At 67.2% G+C, this 20,196-nt stretch carries 15 protein-coding genes and 2 pseudogenes; 11 read left to right on the plus strand and 6 right to left on the minus strand.

The features are described from left to right. Nucleotides 1-310 precede the first annotated feature (310 nt). Nucleotides 311-613: pseudogene (locus OG247_RS41375) on the plus strand (protein kinase domain-containing protein); the annotation flags it as partial. Between the two features lie 104 nt (nucleotides 614-717). Here the strand turns inward: OG247_RS41375 and OG247_RS41380 are convergent. After that, nucleotides 718-1,998: an IS701 family transposase gene (locus OG247_RS41380; RefSeq protein ID WP_327257813.1), complete on the minus strand. Its 1,281-nt coding sequence runs from the start codon at nucleotides 1,996-1,998 to the stop codon at nucleotides 718-720. A gap of 65 nt (nucleotides 1,999-2,063) precedes the next feature. Here OG247_RS41380 and OG247_RS41385 point away from each other — a divergent pair, with 65 nt between their 5' ends. After that, a complete protein-coding gene (locus OG247_RS41385) occupies nucleotides 2,064-2,822 on the plus strand; it encodes a hypothetical protein (RefSeq protein WP_327257114.1) in 759 nt (252 codons plus the stop codon). Nucleotides 2,823-2,910: 88 nt separating this feature from the next. Here the strand turns inward: OG247_RS41385 and OG247_RS41390 are convergent, their stop codons facing one another. Continuing rightward, entirely contained in the window at nucleotides 2,911-3,426 is a 516-nt protein-coding gene (locus tag OG247_RS41390; RefSeq protein WP_327257115.1) for a hypothetical protein, read from the minus strand. Beyond that, entirely contained in the window at nucleotides 3,423-7,280 is a 3,858-nt protein-coding gene (locus OG247_RS41395) for a polymorphic toxin-type HINT domain-containing protein (RefSeq protein ID WP_327257116.1), read from the minus strand. Before OG247_RS41395 ends, OG247_RS41390 begins: the two co-directional genes overlap by 4 nt. Before the next feature lie 377 nt (nucleotides 7,281-7,657). On the opposite strand from OG247_RS41395, the gene OG247_RS41400 reads away from it, so the two are divergent. From OG247_RS41400 to OG247_RS41415, 4 genes are all read left to right on the plus strand, one after another. Continuing rightward, the gene (locus OG247_RS41400; RefSeq protein ID WP_327257117.1) at nucleotides 7,658-8,164 is read left to right on the plus strand and encodes a hypothetical protein; all 507 of its coding nucleotides are present in this window, start codon (nucleotides 7,658-7,660) and stop codon (nucleotides 8,162-8,164) included. A 270-nt stretch (nucleotides 8,165-8,434) separates the two neighbouring features. Then, nucleotides 8,435-10,075 (plus strand): S1 family peptidase, encoded by a 1,641-nt coding sequence (locus OG247_RS41405; RefSeq protein WP_327257118.1) that lies wholly within the window; start codon nucleotides 8,435-8,437, stop codon nucleotides 10,073-10,075. 292 nt (nucleotides 10,076-10,367) lie between these two features. Beyond that, a complete protein-coding gene (locus tag OG247_RS41410) occupies nucleotides 10,368-11,876 on the plus strand; it encodes an FG-GAP-like repeat-containing protein (RefSeq protein WP_327257119.1) in 1,509 nt (502 codons plus the stop codon). Between the two features lie 181 nt (nucleotides 11,877-12,057). After that, a complete protein-coding gene (locus OG247_RS41415) occupies nucleotides 12,058-13,851 on the plus strand; it encodes a trypsin-like serine protease (RefSeq protein ID WP_327257120.1) in 1,794 nt (597 codons plus the stop codon). A 169-nt stretch (nucleotides 13,852-14,020) separates the two neighbouring features. On the opposite strand, the gene OG247_RS41420 is transcribed toward OG247_RS41415, so the two are convergent. Beyond that, nucleotides 14,021-14,323: a hypothetical protein gene (locus OG247_RS41420; RefSeq protein ID WP_327257121.1), complete on the minus strand. Its 303-nt coding sequence runs from the start codon at nucleotides 14,321-14,323 to the stop codon at nucleotides 14,021-14,023. A gap of 738 nt (nucleotides 14,324-15,061) precedes the next feature. Here OG247_RS41420 and OG247_RS41425 point away from each other — a divergent pair. The 3 genes from OG247_RS41425 (at nucleotide 15,062) to OG247_RS41435 (ending at nucleotide 16,294) form a co-directional block, all read left to right on the plus strand. Continuing rightward, a complete protein-coding gene (locus tag OG247_RS41425; protein ID WP_327257122.1) occupies nucleotides 15,062-15,337 on the plus strand; it encodes a hypothetical protein in 276 nt (91 codons plus the stop codon). Between the two features lie 306 nt (nucleotides 15,338-15,643). After that, nucleotides 15,644-15,880 carry a hypothetical protein gene (locus OG247_RS41430; RefSeq protein ID WP_327257123.1) on the plus strand — a complete coding sequence of 79 codons (237 nt, stop codon included), beginning with the start codon at nucleotides 15,644-15,646 and terminating at the stop codon, nucleotides 15,878-15,880. A 96-nt stretch (nucleotides 15,881-15,976) separates the two neighbouring features. After that, on the plus strand, nucleotides 15,977-16,294 hold the full coding sequence (locus tag OG247_RS41435; protein WP_442813545.1) for a hypothetical protein: 318 nt from the start codon (nucleotides 15,977-15,979) through the stop codon (nucleotides 16,292-16,294). A 100-nt stretch (nucleotides 16,295-16,394) separates the two neighbouring features. Here OG247_RS41435 and OG247_RS41440 read toward each other — a convergent pair whose 3' ends face one another. Next, nucleotides 16,395-17,063 (minus strand): hypothetical protein, encoded by a 669-nt coding sequence (locus OG247_RS41440; RefSeq protein WP_327257124.1) that lies wholly within the window; start codon nucleotides 17,061-17,063, stop codon nucleotides 16,395-16,397. 135 nt (nucleotides 17,064-17,198) lie between these two features. Between OG247_RS41440 and OG247_RS41445 the strand changes: the two genes are divergently transcribed. Beyond that, nucleotides 17,199-17,354 carry a hypothetical protein gene (locus tag OG247_RS41445; protein ID WP_327257125.1) on the plus strand — a complete coding sequence of 52 codons (156 nt, stop codon included), beginning with the start codon at nucleotides 17,199-17,201 and terminating at the stop codon, nucleotides 17,352-17,354. An 83-nt stretch (nucleotides 17,355-17,437) separates the two neighbouring features. Here OG247_RS41445 and OG247_RS41450 read toward each other — a convergent pair whose 3' ends face one another. Next, a complete protein-coding gene (locus OG247_RS41450; protein ID WP_327257126.1) occupies nucleotides 17,438-18,217 on the minus strand; it encodes a helix-turn-helix transcriptional regulator in 780 nt (259 codons plus the stop codon). 843 nt (nucleotides 18,218-19,060) lie between these two features. Here OG247_RS41450 and OG247_RS45005 point away from each other — a divergent pair. Continuing rightward, a pseudogene (locus OG247_RS45005) lies at nucleotides 19,061-20,113 on the plus strand (IS630 family transposase). Nucleotides 20,114-20,196 lie beyond the last annotated feature (83 nt).

Genomic DNA, 20,196 nt, shown 5'->3' on the forward strand with positions numbered 1-20,196 from the left:
GATCGACCGTCTGGGGGAGAAGTCGCAGGCGACGGGGTGTCCGCCTGTAGGGGGCCGAACTGGGCCTCGCTCGGGTTGGCCCGCGACGCGCTGGTCGGTGTCAGGCATGACTCGGTTGACTCCTTCCAGGTGTGAGTGCGCTGGAAGGAGAGAGGAACAGATTCCCGAGGCCGGAGGTGTGACCTACGCGACGCCATTTGTTCTACATGTCAGGATTCTCCGTGAATAATCCTAGGATGTGGCCCTACAGGTCAGGGGCCTCCACCCGGTCGTGCTGTCCGCACCAGTCCGGACTGTAGGGAAGGCGCGCATGACGGGCACGGATGATGCCGCCGACCGGGCAATCGCCGGGCGCTATCGGCTGCAGCGCAGGCTCGGTGCCGGCGGCATGGGACGGGTCTGGCTTGCCTACGACGAGGAACTGGCGTGCGACGTAGCCCTCAAGGAGATCGCCGTCCCACCCAACACCCCCAAGCAGGACTTGGAAGCCCGCATCGCCAGAGCCCGCGGCGAAGCACGACACACGGCCCGGCTGCGCGGCAACCCTCACGTGGCGACGGTATATGACATCGTCGAAGACGAGGGCCTCCCCTGGATCGTCATGGAATACGTACTCGGCGCTAGTAGGGCTCCGTTAGGTCATTCTTGATCTTTGGGTGGCCTGTGGTCTGTTGGGGAGGGGTTGGTGGCAGGTGGTGCAGATGCCGGTCCAGCACCTCAGGATGTTTTGGAGGGCGTCGAGGGTCTGGTAGAAGGTGAGGCCGGTCCTGGGACTTTTGGGGTCAGTCGCTGTTCGGTGAGGAATGCCTGGGCCGCGGTGACGAGGGTGACGTGGTGGTGCCAGCCGGGCCAGGACCGTCCCTCGAAGTGGTCCAGGCCCAGGCCGTGCTTGAGTTCGCGGTAGTCGTGGTCGATGCGCCAGCGGACCTTGCCTAAAAGCACCAGCTCGGTGATTGGGGTGTCGGCAGGGAGGCTGGAGAGCCAGTAGTCGGTGGGGGCTTCAGCGCCGTCCGGCCACTCGACCAGTAGCCAGCAGTCAGGCAGGACCCCGTCCCACCAGCCTTGACCGGAGGAAGCAGCGGCTTTGATCGGACGCTCCACGGCCTTGCCGGCGGGCCGGACGCGCACGGCGGCGAAGCGGGACTTCAGCCGGCCTCGGGTGCCCTGCCGCCAAGTGACGGTGGTGAACGCCTTCGGCCCGAGACCTGCGGACAGGGTTGCCATCGACGGTGCGGGGTGTCGGTAGCGAGGCTGGGGCCAGCAGCCGACCGGCCCGTTGCGGGGTGGTGCTTCGGGCTCAGCGTCGAGCGGATGGGCACTTACGTCCGCCCGGACGGCCAAGACGTAGTGGATTCCGCGGTCGGTGAGTGCGGCCCGGAAGTATGCGTTGGTGCCGTATGCGGCGTCTGCCACCACGACCGGAGGGCTCATGTCCCACTCGGCCAGCGTGTCGAGCATGTCCAGGGCCAACCGCCATTTCTCCCGGTGCGTGACCTCGGACGGGACGCGGGTGGAAGTCCTGCGATCGTCGTCCGCTTCCCATGATCGAGGCATGAACAGCCTCCACTGCAGCGGGCAGGAGGCGGTGTCCGTTGCGGCGTGGACGCTGACAGCGACCTGGCAGTTGGCGCGTTTGCCCAGAGCTCCGCAGTACTGCGGAGCCACCCCGACCGACATTCTTCCGTCTTTGGGCAGCGACACATCGTCGATCACCCAGGCCGTCGGAGCGATGGGCGGCAGCATGCGTTCACAGATCCGGCGCTGCACCGGCACCGGATCCCAGGTGGACTGGTTCACGAACTGCTGCAGGTTCTGCTCGTTGCCGTCCGGCAGCCGAGCGGCCATGGCCTGGATCGACTTCCGGCGGCCGTCCAGCATCAGGCCACGCAGGTAACAGTCGCCCTTGGCCCGCTGGTCCTTGCGCCTCAGAGAGGCGAACACGTCAGTCACATACGACGCCAACTCAGCCCGTACACGGTCCACTTCGCGTGTATCCACACATCCGACATGCCCGCCCACGAGCAGCCCGAACCGGAAGACCTAACGGAGTCCTACTAGGGCAGATGCCTCGCCCCCTGGTCGACCAGCACACGATCCTCCACCCGGGGGAGGCCGTCCCCACGGAGGCGGACGCGCCCACGTACACCCGTACGGACCTCGAGGTGTCCGAGGGCACGGCACAACACCTGCGTGACAAGTCTGCGCCCGCCAACACCAGCCGCAACTACGCCAGTCAGCGCGGGAAGTTCGCCGAGTGGTGCGAGGAGATGGGCCGGGTCGCTCGGCCCCGCACGACGGCCACGTACGTGGAACGGGTCGCCGGCCTCATCGCCCGCGAGATGACACAGAACACCATCCGCACCTACATGTTGGGGGTCCGCACATGGATGCCTGAGGACCGCCGCCCCGGCACGACCGAGGAACGCGGCATTTGCGCGGATTACCGCAAGGAGTGGGGCAAACGCAACCGCGTCCGTAAAGCTCCGGCCATCACCGAGCCGATGCTGCACGCCATGGTCGACACCTGCGACCTCCACTTACCGGCCGGCCTCCGGGACCGCTGCACGCTCCTGGTCGGCCGGGGCGCCCTGAACCGCCGCATCGAACTGGCCGACCTGAACATCGCCGACATCGAGGTCGAGGACGGCGGGGTCGACCTGTGGATCGCGGACGCCGGCGCCGACCCGACGCACCAGGGCCGCTGGAAACCGGGCTCGGCCACGGTAAAGCGCGAGTACCTCGACCGCGCCCAATCTCGCGCCCAAAACCCCCGGCGTCAGGTCCGGGCCAACCGCCGCAGTGCCGAACCGCACGCGCAGTGAGCGGTGTCCGGTTCGCCTGGGGCCGGCCCAAACGCAACGTTGGCCTGCATGACCGATCAAGGTCACACAGGCCAACGTTGGGGGGTAGCTATCCGCCACTAACTGATGTGGAGGATTGCAGAATTGTGCATTCTGAATCCCACCACGGTAGCCCATGCCGAACCTGATCGAGATCATGGTCCGGGTAGCTCGGTTGCGCCGCAGGGGTGCCGTTGGTATTTAGAAGGTAGAAATCTGCCCGCTCTCCTCCTACAGAAAGACTGCTGGCCGGAAAGAAGTCCAGATCCATCCGCCATCCGCGATCCACCTCGGTGGGCTGACCGGACATGACCGTGAACGCCATCAATTTCAGCGCCTGCGCGGCACCACTCCACTGAAACGATTGCAGGCCGCGAATGACGAGCAGGGCAGAATTCCCCGTGCGATAGTGCAGTGCAGTGCGCATGTCGATCAGTAGCGCAGCCCGATTCGCAGTCGGGCACACCCTGCAATCGAGGAGCTGCGCATCCAGCAGGGCGTCGGGCTCCTTCAGTGGATCCCAGTCAATGCGCTCTGGAGCCTGCTGGTAATCCTGCGACGTGAAGAGATTTTCGATGAGAGTCATTTGATCTCGATATGCCAGTAGTCGTGGGCCTTGTCCGTAATCATTGTTCCGTCTATGGGGTTGATGACCTGACCGCTCTCATTCCAGTAACTCACATACCCCTTGGGGTACTGATGCGGCCCGGAAAGCACCGGATCCCCTACGCGCACATACTTCACCTTTTTGTTTAGTCCGTTAGCCGCGGTCTCTGCCGGCTTTATCTCGTACACCCAGCCCTTCTTGTTGTTGGTTGTGGAAACCGCCTTGCGGCCTTGCGGGAGCCAAAATGATTTCCCATCTGCGGCTGTGACGGAACCGATGAGACACGTGCTGTTGTGGACGAGGACGGGCGTCGCGTCGGCGACTACATAGTACGTGTGCAGATCGTTGACCGTCAGGTTGTACGTACGTGCATGCGTGGTGAACTGGTGGTTGGCCTGAACCGTCACCGTGGTCTCGTCCGCAGCTCTGAGTGTCATTCCAGAGCGAAGATCATCTGCTTCGACCCATTGCTTCTGGGAGGGCGACCAGAAGGGGTGCTCGTATGTGGCCGTCAGGTCTTCCGTACCCTTCGCCGTGACGAGGGTGAGTTCGTTGAATAGCTTGTCGTTCTCTGTGACGATCAGATTGGTGACCGCTCGTGCACCCGACTTCCCGGTGGCGGGGTCAGTTGCCATTACCTGATCGTCGATCTGGACAGACTCGATGTTCTTGGTCGAGTTGTCCGCCATGAGCACCTTGGTGCCGGCGGGGAAGCACTGGACGCAGTCCTGGATTAGCTTCGCGGTCCGCGAGGCATCTCGTGCAGCCTCGACTCCTTCGGCACCCAGCTTGAGGAGCTTGACTCCCTTGCCGACAGGGATGACCCCTGCTGCCGCCCAGAGGCAGTCGCTGAGGGTGGGTTCTGTGACGCATCGCTTGATGTCGCCGACAGCGAACTCCACGATGATTTCCGCCATGACCGGGTCGGCCTTGGGGAAGACGAGCTCTACATCACCGTAGGCGCAGATGGGGAGGCTGTCCCGGTTCATCGGAACATTGCATTTGGGCTTGCTTTCCCGCTGCTTCTTGCGCTTCTCCGCGGCCTTGCGCTCTTCCTCGGCCTGCTCGGCCTCGCGCTTCGTGAGCACGTCCTTCCAGGCTGCCTTGGCGTCTACATCAGCGGCGGCAGCGCTCTTGCCGGCTGCCAGCGCATCGCCCTTTGCCCGGTCGGCCGCTTCCTTTGCTTCGTACGCCGAGCCGCGCGCGTACTCGGCAGAGAACTCCGCCTGTGCGGCGGACTCTTCGGCGTTGGCAGCGTCTTGGTTGGCCCGGTTGGCCGCACTGCGTGCTGTGGCGGCGGACTTGGCTGCTTGGGTTGCGCTCACCTCGGCGCGGTCGGCCGCCTTGCCCGCGTCGGCGGCATATCCCTTGGCCAGGTCGGCGCTCTTGCCCGCCTCAATTTTTGCTGCGTTGGCCGCATCTGAGGCGTTGTTGGCTTCGTGTGCCGCCTTGGCTGCGATCCAGCGATTCTCCTGCGCCTTGGCCGCGATGCCTTCGCCTTCGGCAATGAGGCGTTCGACCTGGGCGATGTGGGTGTACGCGAGCTGGTCCTTACGGGCGGCCATGTACTGGCCGGCATCAACGAAGGAGTGGAGGTCGTTGACGGGTGCGTTCAGTGCGATCTTGGCGGCAGCCTTGACCTCAGGCCCTCCGTCGTTGAACAGCTTGGTAGAGGTGGCACGCTCGTCGATATTGCGCGCGCCGTACTGGCCGTTCTTGAGGAAGGCGATCAGGGCCTTGGTGCTGCCGTCCTCGAGCGCCGTCTTGGCCGCTTCCTTCACACTGGTACTGCCCTCGTTGGAGAGCTTGGTTATTTCAACTCGGAGGTCGGTCTTGGCTGCCTCGTGCTGACCGGTGGTGTAGAAGTCACGGATCTGCTGATCGGTGCCCTTGAGTGCTTCGGTTGCCGCAGTACGGACTGCCGCATAGAGGCCGGCAGTGGAAAGGTTGACGACCTGCTGGCGGATCTCGTCCGAGACGGCCTTCCCCCACCCGGTGCGGACATATTCCAGGACCTCAGCGTCAGTGCCGGACAGAGCCTGGGCTGCGGCGTCCTGGCGCCAGGAGCCGAAGTACTCCAGTGCCCGCAGGGCAACCGCTCGGCCCTTCTTGGCAATGGCTGCCTGGTCGGCGCCGGGCTTGGCGAGCTCAGCCGCCAGGGCCTTCGCGTCGGCCTCTATCGCTTGGCCCTCCACCACGGACTTGGCGGCGTCAACGGTGAATTCGTTGGCGAAGGTCTTCTGCGTCTTGGCGCGCTCGATGGCCGCATTGGTCCGGGTGGCGAGGTCTTCGGCCTCGGTCTCCCGTGCGATGCCGAACGTCTTCTTGGCCGTGGCCACCGCCTTGGTGGCCGTCACTGCCGCTACTTCGGCGGCCTTGGCCTGCTTGGTGGCCTCGGCTGCCTGGTTGGCGGCTTCGCCGGCGTGCTCGGCTGCCGCCTCGGCGGCCGTGGCAGCGTTCTCGGCGTGCGTGGCCGCCGAGTTGGCTGCATCACGTGCCTCGTTGGCCGCGGCGGCCGACCTGCGGGCCAGGGCCTCGGCAGCGTTGGCGGCGCGGTTTGCCTCGTTGGCGTGCCGACGGGTCTCTGCCGCAGCGGCGCGGGCCTCGGACGCCGATCCACCGGCTGCTTCCGCGTACCCTGCCGCCTCGTCCGCGGCATCGGCGGCGGTATTGGCATTGCCGGTCGCGGCGCGGGAGGCGGCGGCGGCATCGGCTGCAGCCAAGGATGCCTTGCCGGCTTCCTCCGCGGCCTTGGCCGAACGCTTGGCCAGCTCGCCGGCCTTACGCGCCTCGGCCGCACGGTCCCGGGCTTCCTGCGCCTTGTCCTTGTCCTTGCCCGCAGCGATCGCGGCGTTTGAGGCACGCGTGGCGGCATCAGCCGCAGACGCGGCCGCGTTCGCGGTCTGTGCGGCCGCCAATGCGGCCCTGCGCGCGGACCGGTTGGCGGCATTGGCCGCGCCGATCGCGGTCTGCGCAGCCTCAGCAGCGCCGCGGGCCGCGTCAGCAGCCTGCTTTGCCTTCTCGGATGCCCTTCGTGCGTCGCCCTGGGCAGCCTTGGCCTCGCTAGCCGACAGCTTGGCGGCCTCCTGCGCCAGGAAGGCGGCGTAGACGGCCTTTCCCGAGGCGTCCTCTGCGGCCTTCCTGGCGTCCTCAGCCTGCTTGCCGGCCTTCTCCGCCTGCTCGGTGAGCTGCGCGATCGTTGCGTGTTCCTGGTCACGGTTGCGGGCGACGAACTGCCCGACCTCGAGGAACTCGACGATGTCGTTCGCGGTGCCCCTCAGCGCCAGCTTGGCTGCCGCCTTCACATTGGTGCCGCCGGAGTTGTAGAGCTTGGTTGTCTCGACCCGGTCGTCGGTCTCCCGCTTCTTGTACTGATCGACCTCAAGGAAATTCTTGACGTCTGCCGGGGTGCCCTTCAGTGCGGCCTTGCCGGCCTCCTGCACTCCGAGGCCGCCGAGGTTGACCACCCGGGTCGCCTCTACGCGCATGTCCTGCTCGCTCGGAGCTTTCCAGCCCGTTTCCAGGAACGCCTCTACGTCCTGGGGGGTGCCGGCGGCCGCCTTCTTGGCCGCCTCCCGAACCGCCAGACCGCCCGCGTTCACCACCCGACCAAGATCCACCCGGTCATCGATGCGCTGGATGGACGGTACGTCGGTGAGGAACTTGCGGATGTCCTCATCCGAACCGAGAAGCGCCTGCTTCGCAGCCTCCTTGACGCCCGTGCCACCATCCAGCCACATCCCCACGGCGAGGCCGCGATTCGCCGTCGGTACGGCCTCTTCCGCGGTCGCCGCCGAGGATGACAGCAGGCCGGCCGTGAGCGTGGCGGACAACACAGTTGCACACGCGGCACGCAGGCCGAGCCCGCCCGGCGGGCGGGTTCGTCGAGCTCCGGATATTCGCCCAAATCGTATCAAGCGCGATGTTTGTTTCACCTGACGGTCCTTCTTGAATCAAGGGCCAATTCCCAGAGAGCAACCGCTGGGAACATTGACGCACATGTCCGTTTTTTGGGGTTTTGAGGGAAAGTGGAGGGTGGCGAACTTCTAGAGCAGTGCGCCAGCCTGACGCCCCCTGAGGTCGCCTGAGCCCGGGTCGACTGCGGCCAGGGATGACGTTCCGGATGGATCTTACATGTGATTTACTTCAGCGAATCGGAGCGGCTAGTTCCGTTATGGCTGCCGCTTCACACACCCCCCTGAGAGGAATCATGGCGATGCTCCCTGCCCGAAAGATGCTGATTGGTGGCCTTACGGCCGCGATCGTGGCGGGCCTCGGCGCCACCGCGCTGGCTGCCCAAGCCACCCCGGCTGCTCCGCTTGCCGATGAGATGCCCGTTGCGATCGAAGATTTGAACTACCCCGGCGCGGCCCAGATCCTGCAGGACCGCGGGATCACCCTGAAGCGTGGCGACGGGCACGTCTTCCTCACCCAGATCACTGACCAGAGTGAGTGCTCGGCCAACTCGGCGAACATTTTCGTCGAATCCAGGAAGGGCAACTTCTGCTTCGCGACCAACGCCAAGACCGGCTACCTGACCCTTGAGCTGCCTGACACCTTCAGCCTCTGGACCGGGGCCCAGCCGGTGAAGGCCACGCTCACCGCCGAAGGGAAGAAGACCGTGGTCAACGCACCCGCCAATGACCTCACGCCCGTCGGGGAAACCGGCGACACGGGCCTGCGTTCCGTTCTGGTCGAACTCCGCGTCACTGGCTGACGCACTGAGCTGTTCTGACGGAACGCCAGGCGCAACGCCCCATTCCGTGAACGGCTCAGGGCCCAATGGGCCCACGCTATGCCGCGCGCCGGTCGATGGGTATCCGTCCCGTGTGCGCAACACCGTTTCGTGGGCCGCGGCGCGGTGCCCACGGCGTCCTCCTCGGGCACCGTCAACACCCGCTCCGGGCTGAAGGTCCGTTGCTTCGGCGTCAGGGCCAAAGCCGGATAGGCCGCTCGCATCCACTCGTAAAGAGATGTTAGGAAGACCATGTCCCACATACGTCCGCGCACCAGGTGGATGGCCGCGGCTCTGAGCATCGCCGGCGCCGCCGCGCTCGTGCCCGCCGGCGCGGCCCTGGCTGCTGTCGGAACCCCGGCCGCGGCTGGGCAGTACACCTCCACCGTGCAGCTCAACATCGGTGACGAGGCCAACGGCCGTGCCTGCTCCGCCGTCCTCGTGGACGCGAGCTGGGTCCTGACCGCGACGAGCTGTTTCGCGAAGACCCCCGGCGCGACGGTCGTGGCGGGAAAGCCGGCGCTGAAGACCACGGCCAGGATCGGCACGACCACGCTCGATGTGGTCAGCATCGTGCCGCGCGGTGACCGCGATGTGGTCCTCGCAAAGCTGTCCAAGCCGGTCACCGGCACCGTCCCCGTCAAGCTCGCTGCCGCGCAGCCGGCTGCGAACGCGGCGGTGACGGCGGCGGGGTTCGGCCGTACGAAGACCGCCTGGGTGCAGAGCAAGGTCCACACCGCCGCGTTCGGCGTCACCTCTTCTGACGCCACGACCCTGGCTCTCACCGGCAAGGGCACCGACTCCATCTGCCAGGGCGACGCCGGCGGCCCCCTGGTCAACAGCAAGGGCGAACTGACCGGGATCAACAACCGTTCCTGGCAGGGCGGCTGCCTGGGCACCCCGGCCACGGAAACCCGTACCGGCGCCATCGCGGCACGCACGGACGGCCTCCAGAACTGGATGCAGCAGGAGATCCTGGCCCAGACTCCTGGCTGGAAGACCGGAGCCGTCGTCCAGACCGGTGTCAGCGTCTACCAGGGCATCCGCCTGTCCGACGGGTCTTGGACCACCTTCACCGACATCCAGTCCACCACGGCCGGCAGCATCGGGGGGATCAAGAACTGGGCCGTGACCGCTTCCGGAGTCGGCAGCGACACGCACGTGATCGCGGTCGGTGGCGACGGCCACCTGCAGCACACCGTCCGCTCCATCGACGGCACTTGGACGAAGTTCGGTGACATCAACGAGGTCGCCGGAACGCTGGCCAACGTCACCAAGGTGTCCACCGTCTCCATCGGCAACGACCTCCACGTCCTCGCCGTCTCAGACGGGAAGGTCTTCCACACCATCCGCAACGCCACCGGTAACTGGACGAAGTTCGGTGACATCTCCGCGGTCGCCGGCGCGATCGGCACTGTGTCCGACATCGCCACGGCCAGCGTTGCAGGCCAGCTTCAGGTCATGGCCGTGAGCTCCGGCAAGGCCAAGCACACCATCCGTGACGCCGCCGGGCAGTGGACCGTCTGGGGAGACGTCGCACAGGCCGCCGGAGCAACCGGCCCCATCAGCTCCGTCAGCATGGCGGGCGTCGGCAACGACACCCACATCGTGATCGCCACCGACAGTGGTGCCAAGCAGCACCACACGATGCGGAAGAGCACCGGCTCCTGGGACCCCTTCACCGAGCTGGTCGGCGTACTCGGCCAGATCACCACGAGGTCCGTCAGCGTGACCCACGTCGACGGTGAGCTGCAGGTTGCCGTCGTCACCACTGGCAACCAGATCCTGCACACCATCCGCCACGCCGACCGCACCTGGGCCCCCACCACGCCGGTAACCCACACCGGCATCAAGGGCAATCCCGGCAACATCACCATCACCGGCACCCTCTGAGATCACGCCGCGACGGCCTCCCCGAACAGCTTTGCCGACGGGGAGGCCCCCGGCGTGAGGGTTCCGCGGGCCCGCCGAGCTCCACGCGCGGCAGGACTTGCGGGCCCGGCCGGGCCCGCCGTCGGCGCGCACGAACCCCGATGTCGCGCACACCGGACCAGGACGCTCACCGTGACGGCACCGCTGGCCCAGATCTCCGCCCCTCCTACCGCGGCTCGCACTCCGACCACAGGGCATGGCTCTTTCAGCTCCTGCGGCCCGCACCCTCTCGAAGAAAGACGTTAGGAAGACCATGTCCCACACACGTTCGCGCACCAGGTGGACGGCCGCGGCTCTGACCATCGCCGGCACCGCCGCGCTCATGCCCGCCGGCGCGGCCCTGGCAGCCGTCGGAACCCCGGCCGCCGCAGGGCAGTACACCTACACCGCCAAGCTCTACATCGGCGACGAGCCCAACAGCCGTGCCTGCTCCGCGGTCCTCGTCCACGCGAACTGGGTCCTGACCGCGACGAGCTGTTTCGCGAAGACCCCCGGCGCGGCGGTCGTGGCGGGAAAGCCGGCGCTGAAGACCACGGCCAGGATCGGCACGACCACGCTCGATGTGGTCAATCTCGAGCCGCGCAGTGACCGTGATGTAGTGCTCGCCAGGGTGTCCAAGCCGGTCACCGGCATCACTCCCATCAAGCTCGCTGCGGCGCAGCCAGCCGTGAACGCGGCGGTGACGGCGGCCGGATTCGGGCGTACAAAGACCGCCTGGGTGCATACCAAGATCCAGACCGCCGCGTTCGGTGTCGCTTCCGCGGATGCCACGACGCTGGCTCTCACGGCCAAGGGCACCGACGCCCTTTGCCAGGGCGACTCCGGCGGCCCGCTGGTGAACAGCAAGGGCGAGCTGGTCGGCATCAACACCCGGTCATGGCAGGGCGGCTGCCTGGGCACCCCCGCCACGGAGACCCGTACCGGCGCCATCGCCTCACGCGCGGACGGCCTCCAGGCCTGGATCAGCAAGACCTCTTTCCACGCGCCGGGCGACATGACCAATGACGGCATCGGTGACCTTGCGGCGGTCTGGGGCGACGGCAGTCTGTACATCTACCCCGGCGACAAGGCCAAGGGTCTGGCCGGCACCAGCATCGCGCAGCTCGGTGGCACCACCTGGGGCTCCAAGCAGCTCACGGCCGGCGACTTCAACGGTGACGGCATCGCCGACCTCATGTCCGTCTGGACCGACGGCACCCTGCACCTGTACAAGGGTGACGGGAAGGGCAAGATCACCGACGGAGTCACCGTCGCCGAGGGCGGCAACACCTGGGCTCCGGTCAAGCAGTTCACGTCGGGCGACTTCACGGGCGACGGGATCGCCGACGTCATGGCCGTCTGGAACGACGGCACCCTGCACCTGTACAAGGGCAAGGGCGACGGCCAGCTCGAGTCCGAGGCCAAGGTGAACACCGGCGGCAGCACCTGGGGCACCGTCAAGCTGCTGCCCGGCGGCGACTTCAACGGCGACGGCATCGCCGACCTCATGGCCGTCTGGAACGACGGCACCCTCCACTACTACCCCGGTGACGGCACCGGCCAGATCGGCGACCAGGTCCCGGTCCCGCTCGGCGGCACCACCTGGGGCACGGTCAGGCACATGACCGCCGGCGACTTCAACGCCGACGGCATCGCCGACCTGATGGCCGTGTGGACCGACGGCAGCCTCCACCTCTACAAGGGCGACGGCAAGGGCAGCATCACGGACGCCGTCACCATGTTCGGCGGAACCACCTGGAAGACCATGATCCACCTCACCTGACCCACATCGCAGTAGAGGCATTCCGCTGCCGGGCCCGGGACAGTGCCCGGGCCCGGCAGCGCCACTGGCCCCCCCTCCGGATCTCGCTCAACCGACCCCCAGGGGGGCTCCCGTGTTCGTGCCCCCGGCATGACGCCTCAGCTCCTGCCGCCCGCATCCTCCCGAAGAATTCAGGAAGACCATGTCCCACATACGTCCGCGCACCAGGTGGATGGCCGCGACCCTGACCATCGCCGGCGCCGCCGCGCTCATGCCCGCCGGTGCCGCCCTGGCCGCTGTCGGAACCCCCGCCGCGGCTGGGCAGTACACCTACACCGTGCAGCTCAACATCGGTGACGAGACCAACAGCCGCGCCTGCTCCGGTGTTCTCGTCGACGCGAGCTGGGTCCTGACCGCGACGAGCTGTTTCGCGAAGACCCCCGGCGCGGCGGTCGTGGCGGGTAGGCCTGCGCTGAAGACCACGGCGAAGATCGGCGCGGGGACGACCACGTTCGACGTGATCAACGTCGTGCCGCACGCTGACCGTGGCGTCGCGCTCGCCAAGCTGTCCAAGCCGGTCACGAGCAGCATCACGCCTATCAAGCTCGCCGCTGCGCAGCCTTCCGCGGGAGCTGATGTGACGGCGGCCGGGTTCGGGCGGACCAAGACCGACTGGGTGCCGACGAAGGTCCACACCGCGGCGTTCGATGTCGTTTCCGCGGACGCCACGACGCTGGCTCTCACGGGCAAGGGCACCGACGCCATCTGTCAGGGCGACGCCGGCGGTCCGCTGGTCAACAGCAAGGGCGAGCTGGCCGGCGTCAACAGCCGGTCCTGGCAGGGCGGCTGCCTGGGCACCCCCGCGGCGGAGACCCGTACCGGCGCCATCGCGGAACGAGCGGACGGCCTCAAGGACTGGATCACCGAGACGGACCGGCGTTTCGCCGTCCAGCGTGACGTGAACGGTGACGGCCGCTCCGACTCGATCATGGTGTATTACAACGCCGACACCTCGATCACTTTCTACAGCTCCGTCACCAAGACCGACGGCGGGTTCAACGACTACAAGCCCGGCTACACCGTCCCCGCCAAGAGCTGGGACCCCAAGGCCATGAAGCTGATCACCGGCGACTACAACGGTGACGGCCGTACCGACGTGGGCATGATGTACCGCAACGGCGACAGCAGCATCACCATGTACACGGGCCTGGCCGACACCGCCGGACTCATCCAGCCCTTCACCAGCAGCTACACCATCCCGGCCAACAGCCTGGACTGGAACGCCATCGAGCTGCACTCCGGTGACGTCAACGGGGACGGCCGCGCCGACGCGGTCATGGTCTACTACCACGCGAACACCTCGATCGCCTTCTACAGCTCCCTCGCCAAGACCGACGGCGGGTTCAACGAATACAAGCCCGGCTACACCGTCCCCACGGGCAGTTGGAGCCGCAGCTCCATGAAGCTGATCACCGGCGACTTCAACGGCGACACCCGCAGCGACATGGCCATGCTGTACAAGATGGGCGACGGCTCCATGAAGATGTACACCGGCCTCGCCGACACCACCGGACTCATCCAGCCCTTCACCAGCAGCCACACCGTCCCCGCCAACACCTGGGACTGGAACACCGTCGAGATCCGGTCCGGTGACCTGAACGGTGACGGCCGCGCCGACGCCCTCGTCACCACCTACAACGCCGACACCTCGATCACCTTCCGCAGCTCCCTGGCCAAGGCCGACGGCGGGTTCGGCGGATTCACCGGCGGCTACAGCGTCCCCGCCAAGAGCTGGGACCCCAAGGCCATGAAGCTCACCGCAGGCGACTACAACGGTGACGGCCGCACCGACATGGGCATGATGTACCGCAACGCCGACACCAGCATCACCATGTACACCGGCCTGGCCGACACCGCCGGACTCGTACAGCCCTTCACCCCCAGCTACAAGGTCCCCGTCAAGAGCTGGGACTGGAACGCCGTACAGCTCCCGTAGGTCATTTCCTTCGGATGATCTGACCGCTGGTCGATGTGTGTCATCGGCCTCAGGGCGTCGCAGTCGACTCCACCATCGTCCGCGCCCATCAGCACGCTGCCCGGGGCCCGTCAAAACGGGCCACGGGCAGCTCCGACGGCTCAGACCGGCCCATGTCGACCGCGTCTGCCTAGACAGAGGGGGAAGCGCGGACGGGGAACGTCTCCGTGCCGCGGCCGTCGTTGTTCCAGTTCAGGTGGAGGGCTGCCTGGCCGACCGCACGGCCCGCGCCGGCCTGGTAGCTGATCCTGCCGGTGGTGTAGGTGCCACTGCCCTTCTCCAGCTGGTCGTGCACGTCGTACGCGCGGCTGATGAGCCGCGGGCCCTTCGCGGTGCGGGCGATCCCCGCGTCGATGCTCGCGCTGTCGAAGATGTACACCTGACGTGCGAGGACGCGCGGCGCCGTCCACTTCAGAGTGGCGTACGCGGTCACGATCGACCCGCTCCTCTGAGCGCACACCGTCGTACGGAACGTCCAATTGTCGGGCCAGGGTGTCGACTCCTGCGGCATGTCCAGCTCACGCGAGGTGGTGACGCACTCGGTACGCCCGTCAGCAGGGGCCGACGGCGCCGTCACTCCCACAACGAGACAAGCGAGTGCAAGCGGCACGGCCGCGACGGGAAGGATCCTGGGCATCGCTCGGAACTCCGGGGGAGCGGGGGGTGTGTGGACGCCTGTCCAACGACGCGGCCCAGCCTCGGGATACTCCGCCCCTGGGCAAGCCCTCGGGGTGGGGAGCGAAGAGGACGTTTCCCCTTGCCCGGTCCCGCCCCAGCCCGGGATCTCCACGGGGTGGGGCGTCCAGGGGTTTGCCCACCTTCGACCCCCAGGAGGGGCGCCTGATCTCCTGATTGGCCGCTTGATCTTGTTATGGTCCCACACGGTCGAACTCGACGACGTATCGCGTGACATGCACTGCTACCGCGTGTCCGAGTCGGCGGCCCGCATTCACATCATTGTCGATCCCGACCCCTACGGCTCGGGTGATCCCGATCCGGACGGCCATCAGGTCGGCGACGTATGGTCCATCGAAGTGTGGTGGCCGGGCCCGGCAGGGCTCCGGGCCGGCTTTACCGTCGCCCGTGGGGTGCGCGTCGCTACAGGGGGCGGGGGAGCCGCTACCCGCGATGCCGGCGCGGGCGCCTTCTGCACCCGGGTTTGCCCTGCCGGGTGCCAGGACGCCCCTCGACCGGGCTCCCGGGAGCACCCACTGCTCTCGCCGCCGAGCTCCGCCAGGACCAGCTGCTGTTCGGCACACAGCGGACGCCCAAGCAACTGCCGGGTACGGGCAGCCCGGCCGCCGACACCGTCGCAGACGCCGGGGGAGTGGGAGCCCTCGCCGCGACCGCGTACCGGCTCTCGCCCACCGGCTGGCAGATGGCGGGGCGCCGCCCCCTGGGTGGCCCAGCCCTTCCCCCGTCCACCTGCGGCAGGTCGAGTCGCTGACCGGGGCCTACGCGGCGCTGATGGGCGCGGAGCGGAAGAGCGCCGCCGCGCTCCTGTCCGCCGGGCAAAGCGAGGGCACGCCCGTACCGCGGGCGATGCTGGACGCCGCCGCCCACCGGTCGATCGCCGAGGAACAGAAGTGGGCCCCCACGCGGCCGGTGCAGGCCCGGCAACGGGAACTGCCCGGGCGTACGTTCCCACCGACCCGACGAGCGGGAGATTGGGCGCCGTCCGGGACTGCGACAGTAAGCCCACCGCTCGCGCATGTGGGCAGTTTGGTGTCCGGAGACCCGCGAGAATCATCCCGTGAGTACACCTACGCAGCCCCAACGGATCGTCGGACGTGGCGTCAGCACCCTTATCCCACAGAGCGCTACCGACCAGGCCATGGCCGCGCTCACCGGGCTGGAGACCGTGCCCGTCCACATCGGACTCCTCCAGGCGGCCGCCCTCCTGCTCGAGGACGCCGCACGAACTGCCACCGACGAGGCGGCCAAGGCCGCGATGGCCAAGACGGCGGGAATGCTGCGCTCCGCCATGTAGTCGGCGGGAGGGGCCATCCCCGCCCGCGCGGGGCAGCAGCACCTGGCGTCGCCACCCGCGGCGGCTCGGTCAGCCCCTTCTGCGAGCATGTCGCCCATGGCAATCGGATCACCTGATCAGTGCCCTGATGAGGCCGTCCTGGAGCTCCTGCGCTCGGCGTTCGAGCCGGAGTGGCGGGAGCCGGCTCTCGGACACGAGGCGGTCTCGGCGTGGGAAGCCGAGCACGGGGCTGTGCTTCCGGAGCCGTGCCGGACCTTCGTCGCGGAGATCGCCAACGGATCCTCGATCGGACCGCCGGAGGACGGTGGCCTGCTGCCCCTGGGCCGGCTCACGCCAGGCTGGCCAGGGCCGGAAGCCTTCGGCTTCCTGGCGTGGGTGCAGCGCTGGCAAACAGGCGACGGCTGGTGGGACTGACCGCCTCTGCACCTCGCTCGCCCCACCCCGGGACAGCCCGGAAACCTCACCCGATCAAGGGGTGGGGGTAGGGCAGTCCTCTGCCCTACCCGGAACGGCCTCAGTCGATGATCTCCGCATCGATGACATCGTCATCAGCACCTCCGATGGCGGCAAGGGGCGGTGGCGGCTGCCGCAGCTGGCCGAACTTTTCGGCTACCAGGAATCTGAAGAGGTCCGTGGTCCTGTCATGCCGCTCACTGGTCTCGCCGGGTTTCAGGGCGGCGAGCAGAAGCAAGGCAAACACCCGGTCGCTGTCCTCCGGCTGGCCGTCCAACTGCTGCCTGACCAGCGAGATCAGGTCAAAAGGCACGTCGCCCGCCGCGCCCAGCGGCAAAGGCAGGTTGAGGAGGGATTCCTCCGTCACGTCAGTCAGTGCGGCCCTCTGCCACAGCGTGTCGAACCGCAGAAGCTGGTCTTCCGGCGTCGTGCTGCGTGCTCGAGTTCCGAGTATCTCGACCAGGGCGTCGATCGTGTCCCGCCTGGGCAAGGCAGGGCCGGCCAAAGCGGCGTGCAAGGTGCTGCGGGAAATCTTCTTCTTCGCCTCATCGCTGAGGGCTGTGTACATCTCGCTCAGAGACGGCCGCCCCGCCCACAGGTGGAGCGTGTGGAGGGCATCGTTCAGGTCCTTCAACGGCCCGTCTTCCAGCTGCGGCCTCTTGAATACCCCCGGCTTGCCCACCAGAACTCCCCCGACCGTTCGGAACTGTTCAGAACCGTCCAGCAGCATGCCATCCCGTTCGGATGCGGGAGGAGTGCATCCGGAAACGTCCTGGACCGCCCGCAGATCGTCCGACCCGGCTGAGGCCGACTGCACCTTTGTGACTCCAACGCTCGAACATCCGTCACTCAAGGAGCGCCAGGCATGGACCAGATACTCGGCCTCGTCATCGAGGGCCTACTGACGAACCTGCCGTCCGAGCTCATCGGTGGTGCTGCCGTGGCCGCGGCCGGCTATGCGTGGATGCGCTGGTGCCAGCGACGGGGATCGAGCAACGAGGACAGCAATCGGCAAAGCTGACGGGCACCGGGTTCGGCAGCCGGGCGCCACCGAGAGTACAGCGAGAGGTCCGCTTGGTCCGGGGCAAAGGCTGCCCAGCCCCTTCACCATCGATCGGTGGCCCCAGGGCTCCTCTGCGCCGGCGCGCGGTCGGTCGCGGTGAACCACCCGTGCGTTCCCATGGTGCGACCCGTTTCGATGTCCGGCTGGTAGTGGTTGAAGTAGAGGAGCTGGAGAAGCCTCCCGCGGCTGTTCGTCCCGGTCTTGTCGAATATCTTCTTGAGGTGGTCCCTGACGGTGTGCGGGGATATCCCGAGCCGTTTGGTTATGTCGGTGTCGGACATTCCGTAGGTGACCAGCTGGGCGATCTGCCGTTCTCGCAGGGTGAGGCCGTACACATCCATCATGATTCCGACGATGTGCTCGGGGCTGCTGGGCTGGATCATGACGGCGACACCGCCGTCCGCGTCCATTCGTACGGCGGTGACGGACAGCCACCGGCCGCTCCGGCTGCGCATGCGCAGGGAGGCCTCGCCCGTCGTGCGGGCCCTGCCGTGCGCGTGGAGGACGGGCTGCGGAAGCGACGAGGTCGACTCGGCAGGGGCTCTGACCAACTGCTCCAGCCATGCGTGCCCCGCCGGGGTGACCCTGTCGAGCTCGCCGCCGGGGTGAAACATCAACAGGCCCGGCGCGGCCGGGAGCTCGGAGTCCGCGGCGACGGCGTCGTGGCGCAGGTACGCGCCGCGCAGTGCCTCGGTGATGGACGGTGCGAGCATCGACACCGTGGCGATCTCGCCGTCGCTGAACGGCGCCCGGTCGCCGCCGCGGTGCAGAACCAGCGCACCCCACACCGTACGGCTGCCGCTGCGCAGAAGCACACGCATCTCATCACCCATCCCGGCCGGCGGTAGACGTCGCGGTAGCGGGAGCTGTTGTGCGGTCGCTGCCGGGTGGCCTGCCACAGGCCGGCCGCGGTCCTGCCCGATTTCACCAGCCCGGGGAACTGGTTGACGTCCTCTTCGCCGTACTCGATCTCCAGCAGTCGAGGCAGGTGGGAATGCGGTACGCCCCTGTGGTGAAACCCGCCGGTGTGCAGAAGCGTGGCCGGGTCGAGTGTCAGCCCACACACACAGTCCGCTCCGACCACCGCGGGAATGATGTCGCTCACTCGGGCAAAGAGCGTCATCGGGTCCGGTAACTCGCGGCAGAGCCTTGCGATCCTCGCCTGGGCCCGGCGCAGCTCGATGCCGTTCGGTGGGGCTGGGTCGATGGGGTCACCCGCGTCTGTTACCGCATCACATCGACCGGCGAAACCCCCACTTCCAGGGATCGCATGCCTCCGGGCAGCGGAGTTAGCGTCGTTGGGCCACGACAGGTTGCGCACCAACTGGCCTGGAAGAAGGAAAGATTGACGCACTGTCATTGCGTACCCGTGCACCGAGGAGACTTGGTGCACGTGTACGTACGCAAGTGTCAGGCCAGATGGTCGCGGCGACAACGCTCCTGGCAAGCGGAGTGACCGGTACTGCCGCCGTCACCCAGGGGGCCGGGAATCCGTGCACTTTCGCGCTACCGCGAACGACCGTACGGAAATCCGTCGTACCGCTCGCGGCCCCGCATCCACTCATCAGGAGGAACGCCACCATGTCCGCACGCATCCGATTACTGAGGTTTTCGGGTTGTCGTCGGGTGGTGACGGGTCATGATCCCTGCGGTATGCCGGTGGTATGCGTTATCCGGAGGGTGGGGGCCTGACTGCTGAGCGTCGGGCGTTTCGTGAGGGGATCCGGCTCGATGCCGGTGTGCGGTTCGTGGTGGGTGAGAAGACCGTGGTGATCGCGAAGGATCTGCGGGTGAGTGGCGCCGTGCCTGGCGCGAGGGCGGTATCGAGGCCCTTCGCTCGAGTGGGCCGGCGAACTGCCCGACCGTGACCGACGCCCAGTTCGCCGTTCTCGAGGACGAGTTCGGCAAGGGCCCGTAAGCACACGGTTTCAAGGATGAGCGGTGGACCCTGGTCCGCGTCCAGGCGGTGATCCGCCGCCGTTTGTGTTTGACGCTGTCGGTGGCGACGGTCTGGCGGCTGCTGAAACGGCACGGCTGGTCCTGGCAGGCGCCCGCCCGCAGAGCACTCGAACGCGACGAGGACTTCGTCGAGCTGTGGAAGAAGGAGGTGTGGCCGCGGGTAAAGCGTCGCGGCGGCCCACGGGGGCTGGATCGTCTTCGAGGACGAGGCCGGATTCTCCATGACGCCGCCCCGCGCCCGCACCTGGGGCCGGCGCGGACACACCCCCGTCACCCGCGTCCGCGGCCGCTCCCGCCGCAGGACCTCGGTCGCCGCACTGTGCTGCTACAAACCCGGCGAACCGGCCCGTCTCATCTACCGGCCCCGCGCCCATCTCCTCTTCAAGGGCGCACGCAAAAGCTTCTCCTGGAAGGACTACCGCGACCTCCTGGTGCGGGCGCACATCCAGCTCGGAGGACCGATCGTGGTGGTCTGGGACAACCTCAACACCCACCTCGCAGCCGGGCTGAAACGCTATGAGGCCGAGCATGACTGGCTCACCACCGTCCGCCTCCCGCCCTACGCCCCTGACCTGAACCCCGTCGAGACCTTCTGGTCACTGGTACGCCGAGCGATGGCCAACACCGCCTTCGACGCACCCGACGACCTCGACCGAGTACTGCGACGCGAGTTACGCAAGATTCGGCTTCGGCCTCGCCTGATCGACGGCTGCCTCACCTCCACCGGCCTGGCCATCAACCCGCTGACCCCACCCTGAGAACCTCAGTAGTAAGGCCCCGTGGGCCATTGAGAGCGCCTTGCCTCTTCCCGCGAAACCCTTCCTTCCAAGGACAGCAGAAA

Origin of the sequence: Streptomyces sp. NBC_01244, from assembly GCF_035987325.1 — a bacterium.
GTDB lineage: Bacteria > Actinomycetota > Actinomycetes > Streptomycetales > Streptomycetaceae > Streptomyces.